Source organism: Bradyrhizobium valentinum (assembly GCF_001440405.1).
Taxonomy (GTDB): Bacteria; Pseudomonadota; Alphaproteobacteria; order Rhizobiales; family Xanthobacteraceae; genus Bradyrhizobium; species Bradyrhizobium valentinum.
Map to the genome: position 1 here is coordinate 39,850 of NZ_LLXX01000134.1, position 20,187 is coordinate 60,036.

14 protein-coding genes and 3 pseudogenes are annotated in these 20,187 nt (G+C 62.7%); 12 read left to right on the forward strand and 5 right to left on the reverse strand.

Features of this window, described 5'->3' with window-relative positions; genetic code table 11:
- Positions 1 to 308 (forward strand): annotated as a pseudogene (locus tag CP49_RS43160) (thioesterase family protein); the annotation flags it as partial.
- A gap of 213 nt (positions 309 to 521) precedes the next feature.
- The gene (gene rocF / locus CP49_RS23450) at positions 522 to 1,496 is read left to right on the forward strand and encodes an arginase (protein ID WP_057852549.1); all 975 of its coding nucleotides are present in this window, start codon (positions 522 to 524) and stop codon (positions 1,494 to 1,496) included.
- A gap of 92 nt (positions 1,497 to 1,588) precedes the next feature.
- Here rocF and CP49_RS23455 read toward each other — a convergent pair whose 3' ends face one another.
- Positions 1,589 to 3,205, reverse strand: coding sequence for a phosphoenolpyruvate carboxykinase (locus tag CP49_RS23455; RefSeq protein WP_057852550.1), 1,617 nt, complete (start codon positions 3,203 to 3,205; stop codon positions 1,589 to 1,591).
- 524 nt (positions 3,206 to 3,729) lie between these two features.
- Entirely contained in the window at positions 3,730 to 4,464 is a 735-nt protein-coding gene (locus CP49_RS23460) for a HugZ family pyridoxamine 5'-phosphate oxidase (protein WP_057852551.1), read from the reverse strand.
- 216 nt (positions 4,465 to 4,680) lie between these two features.
- Here CP49_RS23460 and CP49_RS23465 point away from each other — a divergent pair, with 216 nt between their 5' ends.
- The 5 genes from CP49_RS23465 to CP49_RS23485 all read left to right on the forward strand — a co-directional run bounded on the left by CP49_RS23465 (position 4,681) and on the right by CP49_RS23485 (position 8,675).
- The gene (locus CP49_RS23465; protein WP_027541437.1) at positions 4,681 to 5,382 is read left to right on the forward strand and encodes a response regulator transcription factor; all 702 of its coding nucleotides are present in this window, start codon (positions 4,681 to 4,683) and stop codon (positions 5,380 to 5,382) included.
- Between the two features lie 100 nt (positions 5,383 to 5,482).
- On the forward strand, positions 5,483 to 7,300 hold the full coding sequence (locus CP49_RS23470) for a sensor histidine kinase (protein WP_057852552.1): 1,818 nt from the start codon (positions 5,483 to 5,485) through the stop codon (positions 7,298 to 7,300).
- On the forward strand, positions 7,297 to 7,818 hold the full coding sequence (locus CP49_RS23475) for an HPr kinase/phosphorylase (protein WP_057852553.1): 522 nt from the start codon (positions 7,297 to 7,299) through the stop codon (positions 7,816 to 7,818). Before CP49_RS23470 ends, CP49_RS23475 begins: the two co-directional genes overlap by 4 nt.
- A gap of 132 nt (positions 7,819 to 7,950) precedes the next feature.
- Positions 7,951 to 8,352 (forward strand): PTS sugar transporter subunit IIA, encoded by a 402-nt coding sequence (locus tag CP49_RS23480; protein ID WP_024339151.1) that lies wholly within the window; start codon positions 7,951 to 7,953, stop codon positions 8,350 to 8,352.
- On the forward strand, positions 8,349 to 8,675 hold the full coding sequence (locus CP49_RS23485; protein WP_057852554.1) for an HPr family phosphocarrier protein: 327 nt from the start codon (positions 8,349 to 8,351) through the stop codon (positions 8,673 to 8,675). Before CP49_RS23480 ends, CP49_RS23485 begins: the two co-directional genes overlap by 4 nt.
- Before the next feature lie 169 nt (positions 8,676 to 8,844).
- Here the strand turns inward: CP49_RS23485 and CP49_RS23490 are convergent, their stop codons facing one another.
- Complete coding sequence (locus tag CP49_RS23490) at positions 8,845 to 9,642, reverse strand: SDR family NAD(P)-dependent oxidoreductase (protein ID WP_057852555.1); 798 nt, start codon at positions 9,640 to 9,642, stop codon at positions 8,845 to 8,847.
- 34 nt (positions 9,643 to 9,676) lie between these two features.
- Positions 9,677 to 11,275, reverse strand: a complete 1,599-nt coding sequence (locus CP49_RS23495) for a glycosyltransferase family 39 protein (RefSeq protein WP_057852556.1) — start codon at positions 11,273 to 11,275, stop codon at positions 9,677 to 9,679.
- A gap of 115 nt (positions 11,276 to 11,390) precedes the next feature.
- Between CP49_RS23495 and lepA the strand changes: the two genes are divergently transcribed.
- Both lepA and CP49_RS23505 read left to right on the forward strand, forming a co-directional pair.
- Positions 11,391 to 13,202 (forward strand): translation elongation factor 4, encoded by a 1,812-nt coding sequence (lepA, locus tag CP49_RS23500; RefSeq protein WP_057852557.1) that lies wholly within the window; start codon positions 11,391 to 11,393, stop codon positions 13,200 to 13,202.
- A gap of 147 nt (positions 13,203 to 13,349) precedes the next feature.
- Entirely contained in the window at positions 13,350 to 15,881 is a 2,532-nt protein-coding gene (locus tag CP49_RS23505) for a metallophosphoesterase family protein (protein ID WP_057852558.1), read from the forward strand.
- Between the two features lie 414 nt (positions 15,882 to 16,295).
- Here the strand turns inward: CP49_RS23505 and CP49_RS23510 are convergent.
- A pseudogene (locus tag CP49_RS23510) lies at positions 16,296 to 16,806 on the reverse strand (GNAT family N-acetyltransferase).
- A 268-nt stretch (positions 16,807 to 17,074) separates the two neighbouring features.
- Here CP49_RS23510 and CP49_RS23515 point away from each other — a divergent pair.
- The 3 genes and pseudogenes from CP49_RS23515 (at position 17,075) to CP49_RS23525 (ending at position 20,134) form a co-directional block, all read left to right on the forward strand.
- On the forward strand, positions 17,075 to 18,310 hold the full coding sequence (locus CP49_RS23515) for an MFS transporter (protein ID WP_057852559.1): 1,236 nt from the start codon (positions 17,075 to 17,077) through the stop codon (positions 18,308 to 18,310).
- 89 nt (positions 18,311 to 18,399) lie between these two features.
- Positions 18,400 to 19,570, forward strand: a pseudogene (locus CP49_RS23520) (acyl-CoA dehydrogenase family protein).
- Positions 19,571 to 19,741: 171 nt separating this feature from the next.
- On the forward strand, positions 19,742 to 20,134 hold the full coding sequence (locus CP49_RS23525; RefSeq protein ID WP_245310828.1) for a DUF1801 domain-containing protein: 393 nt from the start codon (positions 19,742 to 19,744) through the stop codon (positions 20,132 to 20,134).
- The last annotated feature ends 53 nt before the right edge of the window (positions 20,135 to 20,187 follow it).

Below are 20,187 nucleotides of genomic sequence, written 5' to 3' on the forward strand. Positions count from 1 at the left end.
CGAAGCAATGGATCGGCGATCACGTGCCGCGGAAGATCGACATACTGTCGCTGATGTCGATGTCGGACGCCTTCTTCGGCCGGATATTCCTGGCGCGGCGGGAACTGGTTCCATTCGGCACGGTTTCGATCACGACGTATTTTCATACGGCATCGGAAGAACTGGTAGCCGAGGATATCACCCATGTGCTGGCGGTCGCCGACGCCCGAATTTTCCACAGGAGTTACGGCGACCAGCACGGCGAATTGTGGTCACCTTCGGGACGCCTGCTCGCAACCACGACGCAAATCGCTTATTTCAAGGCGTGAGCACCGGGGGTGTTGTTGCAACCATTAGACCCTCATGGTGAGGAGGCGCGGAGCGCCGTCTCCGGACGAACGCATCGCCGGGAGAACCACGAGGCCCCGCTGGTGCCATTCATCCTTCGAGACGCCGCTGCGCGGCTCCTCAGGATGAGGTCTGACAGAAGGTGAGCAGGCGAGAAGGCGCGTGCGCCCTGCGATCGATCGAAAGGCGGCCTCATGTCCGAACCCGAAGCCAACCAGCCCCGCATCGCCTTGCTCGGCGTCCCCATCGAGATCGGAGCCTCGCAACTCGGCACCTTGATGGGACCGGACGCGCTTCGCACCGCCGGCATCGGCCGCATCCTCGATCAGCTCGGCTTTGTCGTGGAGGATCATGGCAACTTGGCAAAGCCCGGCATAGCTGCCGACGAGGGCCCGCCGCCGGCGAATGCAAAGTATTACGATACGATCAAGGGCTGGATCCGCGCGCTCAGCGAGCGTTCCTATGCGCTGGCGCGGTCCGGCGCGATGCCGATCTTCATGGGCGGCGATCATTCGCTGTCAATGGGATCGGTGAACGGTGTCGCACGCTACTGGCAGGAGCAGGGACGGCCGCTCTTCGTGCTCTGGGTCGATGCCCATGCCGACTACAACACGCCGCAGACGACGGAGACAGGCAACATGCACGGCATGTCGGCCGCCTTTCTATGCGGTGAACCCGGCCTCGACGGCCTGCTCGGCGGCGCACCCCGCGCTTCGATCGGACCTGATCAGCTCGACCTGTTCGGCATCCGCTCGATTGATCCGCTGGAAAAGAAACTGGTGTTCGAACGCCGCGTCGCAATCGCCGACATGCGCGCCATTGATGAGTTCGGCGTTGGCGTGCTGATCCGAAACGTCATCGAGCGCGTGCGAGCGCGCAACGGCGTGCTTCATGTCTCCTTCGACGTCGACTTTCTCGACCCCACGGTCGCGCCCGGCGTCGGCACCACGGTGCCGGGCGGCGCGACCTACCGCGAAGCGCATCTCATCATGGAGCTGCTGCACGATTCCGGCCTGGTGTGCTCGGTCGATATCGTCGAGCTCAACCCGTTTCTCGACGAACGCGGCCGCACCGCGCGTGTTGCCGTCGAACTGATCGGCAGCCTGTTCGGCCTGCAGATCACCGATCGGCGAACGCCGAGCAACGCGGTGTTGCCGGGCAACGGCTAGCAGGGACGAGAACACAGCCGCATGAAAACCAAAGGGCGGCCTTGCGGCCGCCCTTTGTCGGTCTCGAATGGTCCCGTGTTCGACCCGCGCGGCTATTCGGCCGCGAGCTTGGTGTCCGGCGCGGCTGCAAGGACTTCGGCGTCGACCTGGGCTTCGAATTTGGCAAAATTCTTCTGGAACATGCCGACCAGGCTACGGGCGGTCTTGTCGAACTCGACCTTGTCCTTCCAGGTATTGACGGGATTAAGGATCTCGCTCGGAACGCCCGGCAGCGCCGTCGGCACCGCAAAGCCGAAATATTTGTCGGTGCGGAATTCGACGTTGCGCAGGCTGCCGTCGAGCGCGGCGGTGAGGAGTGCGCGCGTCACCTTGATCGGCATCCGGCTGCCAGTGCCGTATTTGCCGCCGGTCCAGCCGGTGTTGACCAGCCAGCAGTCGACATTGTGCTTGGCGATCAGCTCGCGCAGCATGTTGCCGTAGACGGAGGGATCGAGCGGCAGAAACGGCGAGCCGAAGCAGGTGGAGAATTCCGGCTGCGGCTCGTTGCCGAGACCGCGCTCGGTGCCCGCGACCTTGGCGGTATAGCCGGACAGGAAGTGATACATCGCCTGCGCCGGCGAAAGCTTTGCGATCGGCGGCAATACGCCGAAGGCATCGGCCGCCAGCATCACGACGTTCCTGGGCTGGCCGGCGCGGCCGGTGCGCGAAGCGTTCGGGATGAAGTCGAGCGGATATGCCGAACGGGTGTTTTCGGTTTTCGAACCGTCGTCGAAATCCGGAACCCGCGTGCGCTCGTCGAGCACCACGTTCTCCAGCACGGCGCCGAAGCGGCTGCTGGCCGCGAAGATCTGCGGCTCGGCTTCCTGCGACAGCTTGATGCACTTGGCGTAGCAGCCACCCTCGAAATTGAAGACGCCGTCACTGCCCCAGCCGTGCTCGTCGTCGCCGATCAGCGTGCGGTTCGGATCGGCCGAGAGTGTGGTCTTGCCGGTGCCGGACAGGCCGAAGAAGATCGCGGTGTCGCCCTTGGGCCCGACATTGGCCGAGCAGTGCATCGGCAGCACGCCCTTGGCGGGCAGATAATAATTCAGCGTGGTGAATACCGACTTCTTCATCTCGCCGGCATAATAAGACCCGCCGATCAGGACGATCTTGCGGGCGAAGTCGATCGCGACGACGTTCTCCGAGCGCACGCCGTGACGTTTGGGGTCGGCGCGGAAGCTCGGCAGATCGATGATGGTGAGTTCGGGAACGAAATCCTTCAGCGCGGACGCCTCGGGGCGGATCAGCAGCGTGCGGATGAACAGCGAGTGCCAGGCGAGCTCGGTGAAGACGCGCGTCTTGATCTGGAAGCTCGGGTCGGCGCCGCCGTAGAGATCCTGCGCGAACAGCGTCATGCCTTCGGCATGCTTGAGGAAATCGGCGTGAAGCGCCGCGAACTGGTCGGATGTAATCGACTGGTTGCCGGCCCACCACATGTTCTTGTCGGTGGTAGCATCCCGAACCGTAAACTTGTCCTTCGGGCTGCGGCCGGTGAACTCACCGGTATCCGCACACAATGCGCCATCCGCCGACAGTACGGCTTCACCCGCGGAGAGCGAATATTGATAGAGCTGCGGCGCACCGAGATTCCAGTGCACCGTTTTGAGATTTTTTAAGCCGAATTTGTCGGCGCCGAAGGCACCGTTGCGTAGACCCGTCTCTTGCACGAAGACTCCTCCTCGAACCCGCGTTACTCGAATCGCGCGCCTGTCGCTTGACGCGCTCTGTCGCGGTGACCCCTGAATATAGCCTTCCGGCCTCGGTCCGGCGACCTAATACTGATGAACGCCGGGCTTGCCAAGCCGATCCACTCGATTTGGTTTATTCAAGCGAGGCCGTTGATCTGCATCAATCGTTTGCTGCAGCGCTTTTCGCTGTTTTGCCGTCGTGGTTGCGCGACCATCCGGCACTGCTTGACCCGATCGAAAATTATTGCGCCGCACAATAGGAAAATATCAGCACGCAGCTCCTCACCGGCCAATGCAAACGGCCCAGAACGCCGGATAGGCATTGCGGGGAGGCATCGTGGAGATAGTCCGGCATGGCCTGCCGCAGCGCTTCGGCCGCTCCTTCGAAACGGCCGCGACAATCAATCAACTTGTCCAGCGCGTCCGCTTCGCTACCGAGATCCTAGGTCGCGGAAACTTCCGCACCTGTTCAAATCCGCTTCAGGTGCCGGCGTTAACCGCTGTTAGCCCTTGGCCCGCGCCTCGCCCGCCAACCGCACCAGCATCTTGCGCAATGCCATGGCGCTGGTGACCCGTTCCGGAAAATCCAGCCGCAGCGTCGCCGTGCCGGCCTGCATGTCCATGCCACCGGGATCGCAGCCAGTGCAGCGCCAGTCGGCGGTGTCGGCGCCCAGCAGTTTGGTCGCGTAGAGGTTCATCGCCTCGCGGTGGTCTTCATTCATGTGCTCCACCGCGCCCTGCTCGGCTTCCAGCAGATCGGCGGCATCGCCGATCTCGGTCAGAAACTTCTCGGGCGTGAGGTCGATGATGCGGCCAAACCCGGCGACCAGATGGAGGCCCGACGGCGCGATCCGAAAGAACGAAAAGTCCTTAAAATCCACAAAAGCTTCCGCGGATGGATGGGCGTTGAGGTAGCGCCGGCGCAAGATTTTCGTGGTTTCGCCTGCGGCCTCCTCGGCCCTGCCCGCCAGCATGATCCGCGCGCCTTCGAGGGGATCGCCGGCGGCGCGCTCGTCCAGCATCAGCGATACGCGACCGTCGGCGAGAACATTCTTCGTATGCAGCGCCAGCCGCGAAATCAGCAGAATAGGAGATCCGTCGGCGTGGCTGGCGACGTTCACCAGCGAGCAATAGGGATCGCCGCTTTCGGGCATAAGGGTGGCGAGTGCGCCCTGCCGACTGCGCCGCAGCAGCGAACGGGCAAGTTTGGAAGCCTCAAAATCTGCGGTCGGCTGCATAGTTCCTTTCCGGCCATCTTACTGCAAAAAGGGCCTTTTCTGGGCCCGACAGGGTGCTATATGGGGGACAGCGTATCCCCGCAGGAGCGTTTTGCGGAACTCGGTCACACTTCAGCCCAGCTTGCATTGCTCGTTGGCCGTGTACAAAGCCCATTTATGCGGCGTCTGGCTGATTTGCCCGCCGTTTAAGCCACTCTCTTATTCGAAAGCAGGCTCATGCCCACAATCGCCCTGGTCGATGATGACCGCAACATTCTCACTTCCGTGTCGATCGCGCTCGAAGCCGAAGGCTATCGCATCATGACCTACACGGATGGTGCATCGGCGCTCGATGGCTTCCGCACCTCGCCGCCGGATCTCGCGATCCTCGACATCAAGATGCCGCGCATGGACGGCATGGAAACGCTACGCCGGCTGCGGCAGAAGTCCGATCTGCCGGTAATCTTCCTGACCTCCAAGGATGAAGAAATCGACGAATTGTTCGGCCTCAAGATGGGCGCCGACGATTTCATCCGCAAGCCATTCTCGCAGCGCCTTCTGGTCGAGCGCGTCAAGGCCGTGCTTCGCCGCGGCCAGCCCAAGGATCCGACCGCCGTTCCGAAGGAACCGGATGCGCGCGCTCTCGACCGCGGCCTGCTGCGGATGGATCCGGAACGTCACACCTGCACCTGGAAGAACGAGCCGGTGACGCTGACGGTGACCGAATTCCTGATCCTGCAGGCGCTGGCGACGCGGCCCGGTGTGGTGAAAAGCCGCAACGCGCTGATGGACGCGGCCTATGACGATCAGGTCTATGTCGACGATCGCACCATCGACAGCCACATCAAGCGGCTGCGCAAGAAGTTCAAGGTGGTCGACGACGATTTCGAGATGATCGAGACGCTGTACGGGGTCGGCTATCGCTTCAAGGAAGCCTGATCTGCATTTTCCGGGCGGGTGTGCCGACTGACACATCCGCCCGTTCGGCGTAGAAGCGTAGAACTACAAAGCGGCGCATCACAACCGGCAGTCTCAGCCATTGCTAGATCGAACGCAGCCCGATCCCAGCCTGAACCACGAGGAAGCCCCGGAGCTCCTCGAAGGGAATCGCGTTGCCGACGATAATGTGGGCGAGAGGGGCTGGCGGCGGCCGCTCGGCTGGCTGCGCCGGGCCGGGCAATTCTTCTTCGCGCTCTCCTTCTCCAGCCTCACGCGCCGTATCGTCTCGCTCAATCTGGCGGGCCTCGTGGCGCTGGTGGCGAGCATTCTCTACCTCTCGCAATTCCGCGCCGGCCTGATCGACGCGCGTGCGCAGAGCCTTCTGGTGCAGGCCGAAATCATCGCCGGCGCGATCGCCGCCTCGGCCACCGTCGAAACCAACACCATCACCATCGATCCGGACCGACTGCTCGACCTGAAGCCCGGCGAAAGCTACGGCGCGCCGGACGAATCCTCCGGGCTGGATTTTCCGATCAATCCGGAGCGGGTCGCGCCGGTGCTGCGGCGGCTGATCTCGCCGACCAAGACCCGCGCGCGCATCTATGGCGGCGACGGCGGCATGATCCTCGACAGCCGCAGTCTCTATGGCCGCGGCGACGTGTTGCGTTTCGAATTACCGCCGCCCTCAACGGAGAAGGCGGGCTTCGTCGAGCGCGCCTTGATCGCGATCCGCACCTGGCTCAATCGCGGCGACCTGCCGCTCTATCGCGAACTCGGCCCGGAAAACGGCAAGGGCTATCAGGAAATCGTGCAGGCGCTCGACGGCGTCAAGAGCAGCATGGTGCGCGTCAACGACCGCGGCGAGGTGATCGTCTCGGTCGCGGTGCCGGTGCAGCGGTTCCGCGCCGTGCATGGCGCACTGATGCTCTCGACGCAGGGCGACGACATCGACCAGATGGTGACCGCCGAGCGGCTGGCGATCCTGAAGGTCGGAGGCGTCGCCTCCGCAGTCATGATCATGCTGTCGCTACTCCTGGCGAGCACGATCGCTGGGCCTGTGCGGCGGCTGGCCGACGGCGCCGAGCGTGTCCGCCGGCGCATCCAGACCCGCGTCGAGATTCCCGACTTCACCCGCCGCCGTGACGAGATCGGCCATCTGTCCGGCGCGCTGCGCGATATGACGAATGCGCTGTATAGCCGCATCGAAGCGATCGAGATGTTCGCCGCCGACGTCGCTCATGAATTGAAGAACCCGCTGACCTCGCTGCGGTCGGCGGTGGAAACGCTGCCGCTGGCGCGCAACGACACCAGCCGCGCGCGCCTGCTCGAGGTGATCGAGCACGACGTCAAGCGGCTCGACCGGCTGATCTCGGATATTTCCGACGCCAGCCGCCTCGACGCGGAATTGCAGCGCCAGGACATGGCGCCGGTCGATCTGCGCCGGCTCTTGACGACGCTGACCTCGGTCGCCAACGAAACCCGGCTCGGTCACGACGTCGCGGTCGAGGCCCGCTTCGAGGGCCGCGGGGCAACCGACACCTTCTCGGTGCCGGGCCATGATTCCCGGCTCGGGCAGGTGATCTCCAACCTGCTGTCCAACGCGCAATCCTTCTCCGATCCTGGCGGCAAGGTGCGCGTCACCTGCCGCCGCGTGCGGTCGGAAATCGAAATCACCGTCGATGACGACGGGCCTGGCATCGGCGAAGACGCGCTGGAACGCATTTTCGAGCGCTTCTACACCGACCGGCCGCATCAGGGCTTCGGCCAGAACTCGGGCCTGGGATTGTCGATCTCCAAGCAGATCATCGAAGCGCATAACGGGCGGATCTGGGCGGAAAATCGCCATGGCCCGGCGGATGCCGACGGCAAGCCGACGGTGGCCGGCGCGCGGTTCGTGGTCAGGCTGCCCGCGCCATGACGCCGGTTGCGAGCGTGCATGCCTCCGCCGTGCTCGTGGGCAATCGCGCCGTGCTAATCCGCGGGCCGTCGGGCGCCGGCAAGTCGCGGCTGGCCTTCGACCTGATTCTCGCCGGACGCGCCGGACAGGTTCCGCCGGCCGTTCTGGTCGGCGATGACCGTGTCCATCTCGACACAGTCGCCGAACAATTGTGGGTCCGCCCGGCGCCGGAACTGGCCGGCTTGATCGAAATCCGGGGCCTCGGAATCCGCCGCTGCGACTTCGCCAGAGAGGCGGTGGTCGGCCTCATCGCCGATCTCGCGGCCAGCGATGCGGAGCGGCTGCCGCCGCCAGAATCGCTCGCGATCAGCTTAAATGGTGTCTTATTACCGCGAATCCCGGTTGGAACCGGCTGTGATCCCCTCCCATTGGTTGTGGCCGCATTAACGACAACCGCTGGTTCCGACGCTGTCCAACCTTTGGATGATTGTTCGAAGGGGATTGGTAACCATATAAGCCCCAATATCGCCACCGATTAAACCGGCACAGGCCTCACTGTTTACCGCCAAATACCGGAACAATAGCCAAGATGCCCTCTTGCGCGGGGCCTCTGGATGGTCAAAGTGGCGCGTTCGTGCGGTGCACCAAAAAGCACCCGCGAGGAGTTTCCGATGATTGGTCTAGTGCTTGTGACCCATGGGCGCCTTGCCGACGAGTTCAAGGCGGCGCTCGAACATGTCATGGGTCCGCAAAAACAAATTGAAGCCATCACGATTGGAGCCGAGGACGACTCCGATCTGTGTCGAAGCGATATCATCGAAGCGGTGAATCGCGTCGACAGCGGCGATGGTGTCGCCATCCTCACCGACATGTTCGGCGGCACGCCTTCCAACCTCGCGATTTCCTGTATGAGCCGCCCCAAGGTGGAAGTGCTCGCAGGCATCAATCTTCCCATGCTGGTCAAGCTTGCCAAGGTGCGCGAAGAACGCTCGCTTCCCGATGCCATCGCCATGGCCCAGGAAGCCGGCCGCAAATACGTCACCATCGCCAGCCGCGTGCTCGCCGGCAAATGAGCGACGAGGCCGCGCCCGAAAAGGAACTCGGGCCGAGCGTGCCCGCGGGTGCCATTTCGCGGGAACTTCAAATCATCAACAAGCGCGGCCTGCATGCGCGGGCATCGGCGAAGTTCGTCCAGATGGTCGAAAAGTTCAACGCCGAGGTCTGGGTGACACGCGGCAGTGAGACCGTCGGCGGCACCTCGATCATGGGGTTGATGATGCTGGCGGCGGGACCGGGAACTTCGGTCGTGGTCTCCGCGATCGGCCCCGAAGCGCAGCAAGCGGTCGATGCGATCGCCGCGCTGGTCGCCGACAAGTTCAACGAAGAAGGCGTGTGAGGCGCTCGCGTTCGCGGCCGTAGCAACCAGCAAACCCTCATGGTGAGGAGCCGCGAAGCGGCGTCTCCGGACGATGCTTCGCATCGCCGGGAGAACCACGAGGCCCCACTGGCGCCATTCATCCTTCGAGACGCCGCTCCGCGGCTCCTGAGCATGAGGTCTGACACCATCAAAACGGATTGGTGACGATGCCGCCGTCGACGCGGAGCGCGGCGCCGTTGGTGGCGCTGGAGGCCTTTGAGCAGACATAGCAGATCAGATTGGCGACCTCTTCCGGCTTGGCGTAGCGCTGCAGCAGCGACGCCGGGCGCCGTTCGCTGAAGGTGCGCGCGACGAGATCCTCGACCGTCGTTCCCATCGTTTTTGCGCGCGCGGCAAGGCGGACCGGCGCCATCTCGACCCAGGTCGGGCCGGGCATCACCGAATTGACCGTTACGTTGGTGCCTTTGGTCGTCTCCGCCGCGCCGCGCGCGATCACGAGCTGCGCCGATTTGGAGAAACCGTAATGCACCATCTCCTTCGGAATGTAGACGCCGGATTCGCTCGAGACGAACACGACGCGGCCCCAGTCCTTGTCATCAAGCATCCGCTTCAGGTAATGCCGCGTCAGTCGGACCCCGCTCATGACGTTGACTTCGAACATCTTTGACCAGTCCGAATCCTCGATCTCGAAGAATCCCTTTGGCTCATAGATACCGAGATTGTTGACGAGGATGTCGACGTCGGGAAATTGCGCCAGCAGCGCGGCACAGCCTGCCGCATTGCCGAGATCGAAGGCTGCGGCATGCACCTTGGCCGATGGTGCAGCCTCTTGAACTTTCGCCACTGCCTCACCGACCGCCGCATTATCGCGCCCGTTGACGATCACCTCCGCGCCCATTTCCGCAAGGCCAATGGCCGTGGCGAGCCCGATGCCGCGCGTCGAACCGGTGACGAGCGCCGTCTTGTCCGTCAGGTCGAGATCCATGTGTTACCCCCTTCGATTTTTCTTGTGGTCGCTTCTATTTGGCCGGCGGCACGATGAAGATGTTCCAGGCCGTCGCGGGACCTGGCATCCCTAAGAAGAATCGCCGCGTCGTCATCACCATGCGCTCGGCATTGGCGGCATGGGCTTTCATCCACGCTTCGCATTTTTCCAGCTTCCAGTCGCCGACTTGGCAGATGCCGATGAAGCCCGATCGCTTGGCGTCGTCGAGCGAGGTCAGGCCTGACGACCACGGCTCATCCGGCGTCAGCGGCGCCGGATGATCGGGACTGTAGAAGGTGACGGGCTGGCCGGTATCGGTATAGGCCGCGACAACCGGCCAGCGCGAATGAAAGCGCGTGTGCCAGGCTTCCGTCAGTTCGCGGGCGAGTTCGGAACGCGCCCGGTAGGTCGCACCCGACGTGCGCTTTTCGCCCAGCTCATAGGCGACGATCCTTGGTGATACCGCCAGCACGACGAGCGAAATCACCAGCCACGTCGCGGTCAGGTTCAACAGCGAAACTGACCGCACCCGCACCGCGGGAATGGCGATCAGCGCGAGCGGCATCAGGAAGAACAGCGGGATGCCCCAATCGGTCTTGATGTAGACGCGGAATATCACGGCGCCGAGCGGCGGCCCGATCGCCACCACCGCCTGGATGATCCAGACGTTGAGCGCCTGGGAGGTGTTCACGCCGGAATTGGCGCCGCGCGCAAAGGCCGGAAACGGCGTCAAGCGCCACGGCCGCCAGACAAGCGCGATCGCGCCGAGCACCACCGGCAAAGCCAGCAGCGCGAGATTGTGCCCGACATAGCCAAGTGCGAGATCATCGATCATCGCGCGGTCGGTGAGGGAGTAGGTATCGCCGGCATAGGTGAGCGGCACGAAATCGACCTGCTTCAACCATATCAAATGCGGGAGCATCGCAACCGCGAGCGTGGCTATCGCGACCCACGGCGCCGGCGAGCGCAGGAACTGCAGGCGCGCGGGATGGATCAACGCGGCAAGGCCGATGGCGCCGATCATGGTCAGCACCCAGTATTTGGTCATCAGCGCCAGCGCACCGGCGAGCCCGAGCCACACGCCAGATTTGATGCTGCGCTTCTCGAACGCATCGAAATAGGCCAGCACGACGAGCGGCAGCGTGACGAGCTGCAACAGGTCCGGATTGTATTTGAAGCCCTTGAAGTTGAAGATCGGATAGAGCGCCAGCATCACCACGACGAAGAACGCGCGACGGTGATCGACGACGCGTAGCGCCAGCAGCCAGCAGATCACGAGCCCCACGCCCAGCGTCGCCATCGCCAGCGCGTAGGTCGCCCAGTCGGTGATCGGAAAGATCATGAACCAGACGCCGGCGACCCAGCCCGACAGCGGCGGGTGCTTGCCATAGCCGAGCAGGAACTTCTGCCCCCAGGCAAAGGCTTCGGCGACGTCCATGTGGACGTCCTGCCCGTTCTTCAGATTGACCAGGATCAGCGTCCACAGGACGGCGTGAACCACGGCAAAGCCGGTCACCAGCCACAGGGCGGCCTTTGGATCACGGGCCCGCGAGGTCAGCCACGCCGCCAGCCGCCGGATCGTGGGAATGCGCTTGCCACGCGCGGCCGTAGGCAAAATGGATGCAGTCGACATGACCCATTCCGTAGCGTGTTTTTGCCCTAAGTGGAATCAGCTTGGCGGGAAGAAACTCCCTTAAAATACAGCAAGATGGTTGCCGCACGGTGATGTGAATGCTATCCCGCGCCCCATGACAACGACGCCCATTTCCAACATTCGCAACTTCTCCATCGTCGCCCATATCGACCATGGCAAATCGACGCTGGCCGACCGCCTGATCCAGATGACGGGCGGGCTGACGGATCGCGAAATGGCGGGCAAGGAACAGGTGCTCGATTCCATGGATATCGAGCGCGAGCGCGGCATCACCATCAAGGCGCAGACGGTGCGGCTGAACTACCGCGCCAAGGACGGCAAGAATTACATTTTCAACCTGATGGACACGCCCGGCCATGTCGACTTCGCCTACGAAGTCTCGCGGTCGCTGGCGGCCTGCGAGGGATCGCTGCTCGTGGTCGACGCCAGCCAGGGCGTCGAGGCGCAGACGCTCGCCAATGTCTATCAGGCGCTCGACAACAATCACGAGATCGTGCCGGTCCTCAACAAAGTCGACCTGCCGGCAGCCGAGCCCGAGAAGGTCAAGCAGCAGATCGAGGACGTGATCGGCATCGACGCCTCGGACGCGGTGATGATCTCGGCCAAGACGGGCCTCGGCGTTCCCGACGTGCTGGAAGCGATCGTCACCCGCCTGCCGCCGCCGAAGGGCGACCGGGAGGCGACGCTGAAGGCGCTATTGGTCGATAGCTGGTACGACGTCTACCTCGGCGTCGTCGTGCTCATCCGCGTCGTCGACGGCACGATGAAGAAGGGTAGCCGTATCCGCATGATGGGCACCAACGCGGCCTATGACGTCGAGCGCGTCGGGTTCTTCACGCCGAAAATGGAGCAGGTCGACGAGCTCGGTCCCGGCGAGATCGGCTTCATCACCGCGGCGATCAAGGAGGTCGCCGACACCCGCGTTGGCGACACCATCACCGACGACAAGAAGCCGGTCACCGAAATGCTGCCGGGCTTCAAGCCCGCGATCCCCGTGGTGTTCTGCGGCCTGTTCCCGGTCGACGCCAACGATTTCGAGACGCTGCGCGCGGCGATGGGCAAATTGCGGCTCAACGACGCCAGCTTCTCCTACGAGATGGAAACCTCCGCCGCGCTGGGCTTCGGCTTCCGCTGCGGCTTCCTTGGGCTCCTGCATCTGGAAATCATTCAGGAGCGGCTGTCGCGCGAGTTCGACCTCAACCTGATCGCGACGGCGCCGAGCGTCATCTACAAGATGCACCTGACCGACGGCCAGGAGATCGAGATCCACAATCCCGTCGACATGCCCGACGTGGTCAAGATCGCCGACATCGAGGAGCCGTGGATCGAAGCCACGATCCTCACGCCCGACGAATATCTCGGCAGCGTTCTGAAACTTTGCCAGGACCGCCGCGGCGCGCAGAAGGAACTGACCTATGTCGGCTCCCGCGCGATGGTGAAATACGACCTGCCGCTCAACGAAGTCGTGTTCGATTTCTACGATCGCCTGAAATCGGTCTCCAAGGGCTATGCCTCGTTCGACTATCATCTGACCGATTACAAGGTGGCGGATCTCGTCAAGATGCAGATCCTGGTCAACGCCGAGCCGGTCGATGCGCTGTCGATGCTGGTGCACCGCACCCGCGCGGAGGGGCGCGGCCGCGCCATGGTCGAGAAGATGAAGGAGCTGATCCCGCCGCACATGTTCCAGATCCCGATCCAGGCCGCGATCGGCGGCAAGGTGATCGCCCGCGAAACAGTCCGTGCGCTGCGCAAGGACGTCACCGCCAAATGCTACGGCGGCGACATCACGCGCAAACGCAAGCTTCTGGAGAAGCAGAAGGAAGGCAAGAAGAAGATGCGGCAGTTCGGCAAGGTCGACATCCCGCAGGAAGCGTTCATCGCCGCGCTGAAGGTGGATAGCTGAGGAAGGCCTGTAACGGCAGCCGGCCACCCGCTAGCCGAACGGCTGAATAGACCGACGGCTCGGCGTCGCGAAACAAATTCTACCTTTACGAGTATTTGCGATCCTGCCTATAGTCGGCGGCACTATTATCGGCGGGGAGGATTGTTGATGGCCCGCATCGCCCATATTTCCGATATCCATTTTGGGACTACCTTCAACTTCGAGATTTGGAACAAGACCAAGGACGAAATCATCGGGTTGCGCCCCCGTACCATCATCGTCTCGGGGGATTTCACCGACGATCCAGATCCGCTGCTGCTCCTCGCCGCCAAGAGCGAGCTTGAGGATGTGTGCACCGCTTGCGGGCCAGGCACCGAGTTCTTCATCGTGCCGGGAAACCATGACCTGCTCGACCTCGGTAACATCTTTCATCCCCGCAGCGCGAAGAAGTTCGACCACGTGATGTTTCACGACACGACCAATCTTAGGAAGAATCTCGAGTCGGGCCTCGGCTTCAAGCTAGGCCTAAACAGGGAAACCCTGCGCTGGGCAAAGTTTCCGCGATTCAGGCGGATGCGGCCGCGCAACTGGCTCTGGGTGGAAACATGGAGCGGCAAATGCGATGGCCGCCTGCAGAGCTGCGACTATCGCCGCGCCGGCAAGCGATGGCCGACCCACAGCATCCATGACCAGACGCTCATCACATGCCTTGATTCCAACAACCCGGTGCTTCGCCAGTTTGTCTTCGCGACCGGAGCTATCGCAAGGAATCAGATCGACAGGATCAATGCGCCCGGCCTGCTCGAAAGCTGTCCCTGCTGTGGAGCTCGAACGAACGGCGCCAACGCGGACAACGGAATTCTGTTGCGGATCGCCGTTCTGCACCATCACCCGATGCCTATCGCAGTGCGCGACAAATCTCTCGACAATCAGGACGCAGAGGCAAGACTGGAACCTTTTCTGATCCTGAAGAACGGCGGCGACCTCATCCACGAGCTGCAACGTCAGAGGTTCGATCTTATCCTGCATGGCCACAAACACCGGCCACAATTTGCCCGCGTCGAGCTTCGCGCCGACGATCCGGAGCGTTATCCGATTCTTGTGCTTGCCGGCGGCAGCACCGCGAAGCGGGACGAGGCTCCATCTGACAATACGCTCCGCGATATCGCCACCGAGGCGAACGGACGCTTGAAGGTCCGGACTTTCCAGCAGGGCAACTGGCAGGAGGATCGGGACTACCGCGAACCGCTTGAGGTGCTCAAGCGTCGCGCCTTTGCGCGTGCGGTGGAACGAACCAAGATCTCGGCCAAGGAGTGGACCTCCGACATAGTAATTGACGCAGTGGGCCATCTGCGCAGCCTCGACAAGACGTCGGAGTTGAGGGTGCGAAGCAGGGACATGATCCTTCCGGGAATTGTTTCGAGCGTCGACCTTGCCCTCCATGACACGCGGCTAGACGTTCAGGTGGAGGGCAACAGCTCGGTTAGCCTGTGTTGGCGTGACGACTCCGGCGAGAACTACCCACTGGGCACCCCCAAACTTCCAGCCGATTGCTGCTATTGGGTGAATTTTCAGGAGCCGCTCCGAATCGGCGCGGAGCCGCTTACCTATGCCATTCGCGAGGCAGCCGCCAACAGTATCGCGATGAGCCAATGGGAGATTGAAGAGCGGGCGGGTCGTCGAGGCGGCGCTGGTAATCCTGACTACGGCTATGAAGAGGTCGGATCGCACATCAGCTACCCGGTGGAGAAGCTGATCGTGCGCGTAGAGTTTCCGCCGCAACTCGACGGCATCACGCCGAAGCTGCGCTGTCGCCGTCATCCCGCGACACCGAATTTTCCGCTGCGGTACCTGCCGGAACAGCGGCCAAGACGAGGCCAGCCTCAACCGACACTCCTCACAGACGACGATCTGGCGAACGAGGAAGCCAGGGTGCTGACCTACGAAGCGCATAAGCGGACGTGGGTGCTGGAGATTGACCAACCCGTTCCAGGATATGCCTACAGTCTGCAATGGCGCGTTCCTGATACTCGCGCCAACAAGAAGGTTTGCGATCGTACCCTAGCCTATCGAGACATGCTCGCCCGTCTCCACAACCGTTCCTGCGGAGGCGACGTCGTTCAGAGTTGCCAGGACCGGTTCAACAGGCTTGCCCGAAATCTCATGCTGCGTTTTCATGCGGGCTTCGACAATCAGGAACAGCAAACTGCTTTCCTGATGCTATACGATTCAAACAATCTTTGCCTGCAGCCTGCGCTAACGAGTGGACCTGTACCGCGTGGCTCGTACGAAGTCCCGCTCGGCGGAGGCGTGGCCGGAGCCGCATTTCTGCAGCGCCAGATCATCGCTTGGAAGAACGACCCGAACAGCAAATCCCTGATCAAACCGCCTTCATCAGGCGCCCTCAATTCGCACTGGGTACTGGCGCTGCCGGTGTTTCATCAAGGAGGCCCTGATGCCACCGGCAAGGAGCTCGATACCGAGCCCGGGGCGGTGCTCGGGGTCATCACGCTGGGATCGAGTAGCGCGGCATCAAAAATCAGCGATTGCGAGCCAAATGAGGATGATCCAACGGATAAGAGCGGCGAGGAAATTGGACAGGAAGCGCAAAAATTGGCTCAGGAGTGCGTTTTCGATATACTTAACATCATCGGAAAGGCGGGCGGCAATACCGATCCCGTCGCTCCCACGGTTCCCTAGGGAGGCTCCATCCTTGCAAGGAACCAGCGCTTGAACTAAGATCGTTAAGAATTATGTTGTAGGAACAATCCGATAGACGGAGAACGCCGTGCGGTTGGCAAATAACGTGGTCGTGCACAATCCGGAAACGAGCCTCGGTAGGATCAACGCCGATCGCTTGCGCGCGCATGGTTGGCCAGAGGAAGTGGTCCAACAGCAGCAGCAGCGCGAACACTCGTCTCACGACGCGACACCGCCGATATCGGCAACTATGTCGGACGCCGACTAGCCACGTCGCCGGACAACTAGCCAACAGAGAAATGAATATTGAAGTGCTGGCTCGGGCCGGCGCAGAAGATGCGGCAGTTCGGCAAGGTCGACATCCCGCAGGAAGCATTCATCGCTGCGCTGAAGGTGGATAGCTGAGCACGCGCCTCACGACACGCTCAGGACATAGAACTTCGAGTCGACGGCCATGACCGGAAAAGCCTTGGGCAGACGGCCTTTTGGCAGCTCTTTAAAATCCCTCTTTTCATAGAAGCGATGCGCCGCCGGGAATTTGTCCGTGGCGCCGAGAAAAATCTCCGCGACGCCCCGCGCGCGAGCATGCGCCAGCAGCACATCAAGAAAGCTTTCCGGCCACGCCCAACTCCCTCCCGCGAAACGGAGCGGCGACAAACATCTTGCGCAGTGCCGTCTGCCCTGAACCGATATTCTTCAATCCGACCGTGCCGACGACTTCGCCGTTGGATCAAGCCACCTAAAAGCCGCCAGTCCCCGACTGGTAGAATTCGGGAATATTCGTGAGATCAGGCTGATCGGCCCCCGTTATGCGAATACCAAATTCCCGTTGCTGGATTGGCAGGATGATATCCAGGACTCCTTGCTGATCGGCATCGGAAAACGCGGGATAAGAATTTCCTGCATGGGTGTCCCGTCGTTCCATCCGGCCAGCGCATCGAGCGCAGACACCGGGAGCAGCGAGCCCGATGCGCGATCATCGAACAGGCAGCCGTAACATGTTGCGTCAGCGCCACGGCCGCAACCCCGCAGAAGGCGAAGCCTCGTCCGGTCCGGATGATGCTCCGCCTAACGCAACTCACAATCGCAGTTCTCCGAATGAGAGGGTTGCTTTCCACCGCATTGCGCTATGGCGGCGAATAGGCCACCATCGTTCCGCGCACAGAAACAACAACACAACCGCGAGGAAATGCATGAGCAAATCCGCCGGATCTTCCTACGGCTGGGTCGTAGTCGCCGTAGGCGCGCTGATGACCTGCGTGGCGTTCGGGTCGATGTTGTCGCTGGCGGTGTTCCTGCAGCCGATTTCGGAGGCGATGGGCTGGTCGCGCAGCGGCATCTCGGCGGCGGCCACGATCGACTTTCTCGCAATGGGGCTGGCGGCGTTCTTCTGGGGCGCGCTGTCCGACCGGTTCGGCACCCGCATCGTCGTATTATCGGGCACGCTGCTGCTCGGCGCCGGGCTGATCGGGGCGAGCCAGGCCACCAGCCTGTGGCAATTCCAGTTGGCGTTCGGCGTCTTGATTGGCGTTGCGGCCGGCAGCTTCTATGCGCCGATGGTGGCCGCGGCGAGCGCCTGGATCGAACACCACCGCAGCCTCGCGGTTGCGTTGGTGTCGGCCGGCATGGGGGTATCGCCGCTGACGGTTGCCCCGTTCGCAAGTTGGCTGATCGCGAGCTATGACTGGCGCACCGCGATGCTCGTGATCGGCATCGTCGCGTTGGCGCTGTTGCTTCCGGCCTCTCTGCTGGTGCGACAGCCGCCAGCGCCCTCAACACCTGCGGCCGCAAATGGAACCGACGCGCCTGACGGGCAGTGGACCGTCGCGCAGGCGCTGCGAACGCCGCAATTCGTCATCCTGGCAGGTGCGCATTTCGCCTGCTGCGCGGCGCATTCCGGGCCGATCTTCCACCTGGTGAGCTATGCCATGGTCTGCGGCATCGCGCCTTTGACTGCGGTTACCGTCTACAGCCTTGCCGGATTCTCCGGACTCGGCGGCCGGCTCCTGCTCGGCGTATTGGCCGATCGCCTCGGCGCCAAACACGTTCTGGTCGGCGGCCTGTTCGTGCAGGCCCTGTCGATCGCCACCTTTCTCGCCGTCGGCCAACTTGGCGAATTCTATGCGCTGTCGGTGATCTTCGGCCTCGCCTATGGCGGCGTAATGCCTCTCTACGCGGTGCTGGTGCGCGAATATTTCGGCGTGCGCATCATGGGCAGCATGTTCGGCGCCGTCTCCGCCTTCGCCAGCCTCGGCATGGCGCTGGGGCCATTGGCCGGCGGATGGGTATTCGACACCTTCCACGCCTATAACTGGCTGTACGTCGGCTCGTTTGCCATCGGCATGGCCGCCGTCGCCGTGGCATTTAGCTTCCCGTCGGCCAGGCGGCCGTCGCAGCCCTCCCTCGATCTGGGGCGGGCAGCGGCGTGAGAGGCTGGCAATCCCCGCCGCCTTGATCACCAGTGGCGGATGGGTCACCATCGCGGTTACGTCAAGAACAAGAGAACGCGAGGAAGCGCATGAACAAGCATCCCGGCCTCGACCTCGTCGAGCGCGCCCGAGCGCTTGCTCCCTTGATCATGCGCGAGGCCGATGAGATCGAGCGGACGCGGCGGCTGACATCAGCGGTAACACAGGCGCTGATCGAGAACGGGCTTTATCGCGCGCTGCTGCCGCAAAGCCTTGGCGGCGCCGAGGTGCCGCTCGAGACCTTCATGCAGATGCAGGAGGAAATCGCCAAGGCCGATGCCTCGACCGCGTGGTGCCTCGGCCAGTGCAGCGTCTGCGCCATGACCGCGGCCTATCTCGATCCCGATGCCGCCAACGAGATTTTCAACGTCGCGCCCGGCATTCTGGCCTGGGGCGCGATCAACCATGAAGTGCAGGCAGTTGCGGGCGGCTACAAAGCCAGCGCGCGCTGGGATTTTGCTTCCGGCTCGCGGCAGGCAAGCTGGCTGGGCGCCCATGTCCGGGTCGTCGAAGCCGACGGCACCCCGCGGCGCAGGCCGGACGGTTCGCCGGAGATTCGTACCATCCTGTTTCCGGTAGCCAGCGCCACGATGCACGACGTCTGGGACGTGATCGGCCTGCGCGGCACCGGCACCGATTCCTATTCGGTCGACTCTGTTCATCCCGGAAAAGTTCGCAGCGCTTCGCGACGATCCGGCGGCGCTGCGCGAGAACGGGCCGCTGTACAAGCTCTCTACCAACATGGTTTTCGGCATGGGCTTTGCAGCGACCTCGCTCGGCGTCGCGCGCGCCACGCTCGATGCGGCGATCGACCTTGCCCGGGGCAAGACACCGCAAGCGTCAAAGGCGATGCGCGACAACAACGCCGTGCAGGGGCTGATCGGGCGCACCGAGGCGCAACTGCGCGCCACCCGCGCCTATCTCTATGCCACTGCAGCGGATGTATGGCATGACCTGTCGCAAGGCGCAGCCGTCACGGAAGCCCATCGCGTGGCGCTGCGCCTCGCCTCGACATGGACGATCCATCAATCGGCCGCCGTGGTCGACACCGCCTATCACATGACCGGCGCAACGGCCGTATTCAATGCCAACAAGTTCGAGCGCCGCTTTCGCGACATGCATGCGATCGCGCAGCAGATCCAGGGCCGTGACGCCCATTACGAGGATGCCGGCCGGGCGATCCTCGCGGGCAATCTCGACGCGCCGCCGACGATGCGATGAAGCGGCGGCCCGGCCGGCACGCAAGAGACGGCTTCCCCCGCTCGCATCCTGCTTTAGGTTCTGCAATGGAAGCTGGCAGGATGCGCTGACATTGCAATGAAGAAGGCGGCACGGAAGCGAGCTATAAAGCGCATCGCCAAACGGCCGAGCACTGCCACCCGGGACGCTGCGGTGGAAACCGTCTTCGAGGCTTATCCCAATCCGGTCGGGGCAAAACTGCTGGCGCTGCGCCGGCTGATTTTTGACACCGCAAGGACCACCGAGGGCGTCGGTCCCCTGGAAGAAACGCTGAAATGGGGGCAGCCGAGCTATCTCACGACCGAGAGCAAGAGCGGCAGCACGATCCGGATCGACCAGGTGAAGACGGAAGCCGGCCGGTATGCGGTCTATTTCCACTGCCAGACCGACCTGGTCGAAACCTTTCGCGAGCTCCATCCGGAGCTGCGCTACGGCGGCAACCGCAGCATTCTGCTCGAAGCCGGCGAGAAGGTGCCCGAGAAGGCGTTGCGCCACTGCATCGCGCTGGCGCTGACATATCATGCGCGGAAGCGGAAGGTGAGATGAGCGTCATTCCGGGATGGTGCGCTAGCACCAGACCTCAGGTGTGCAATTGCACA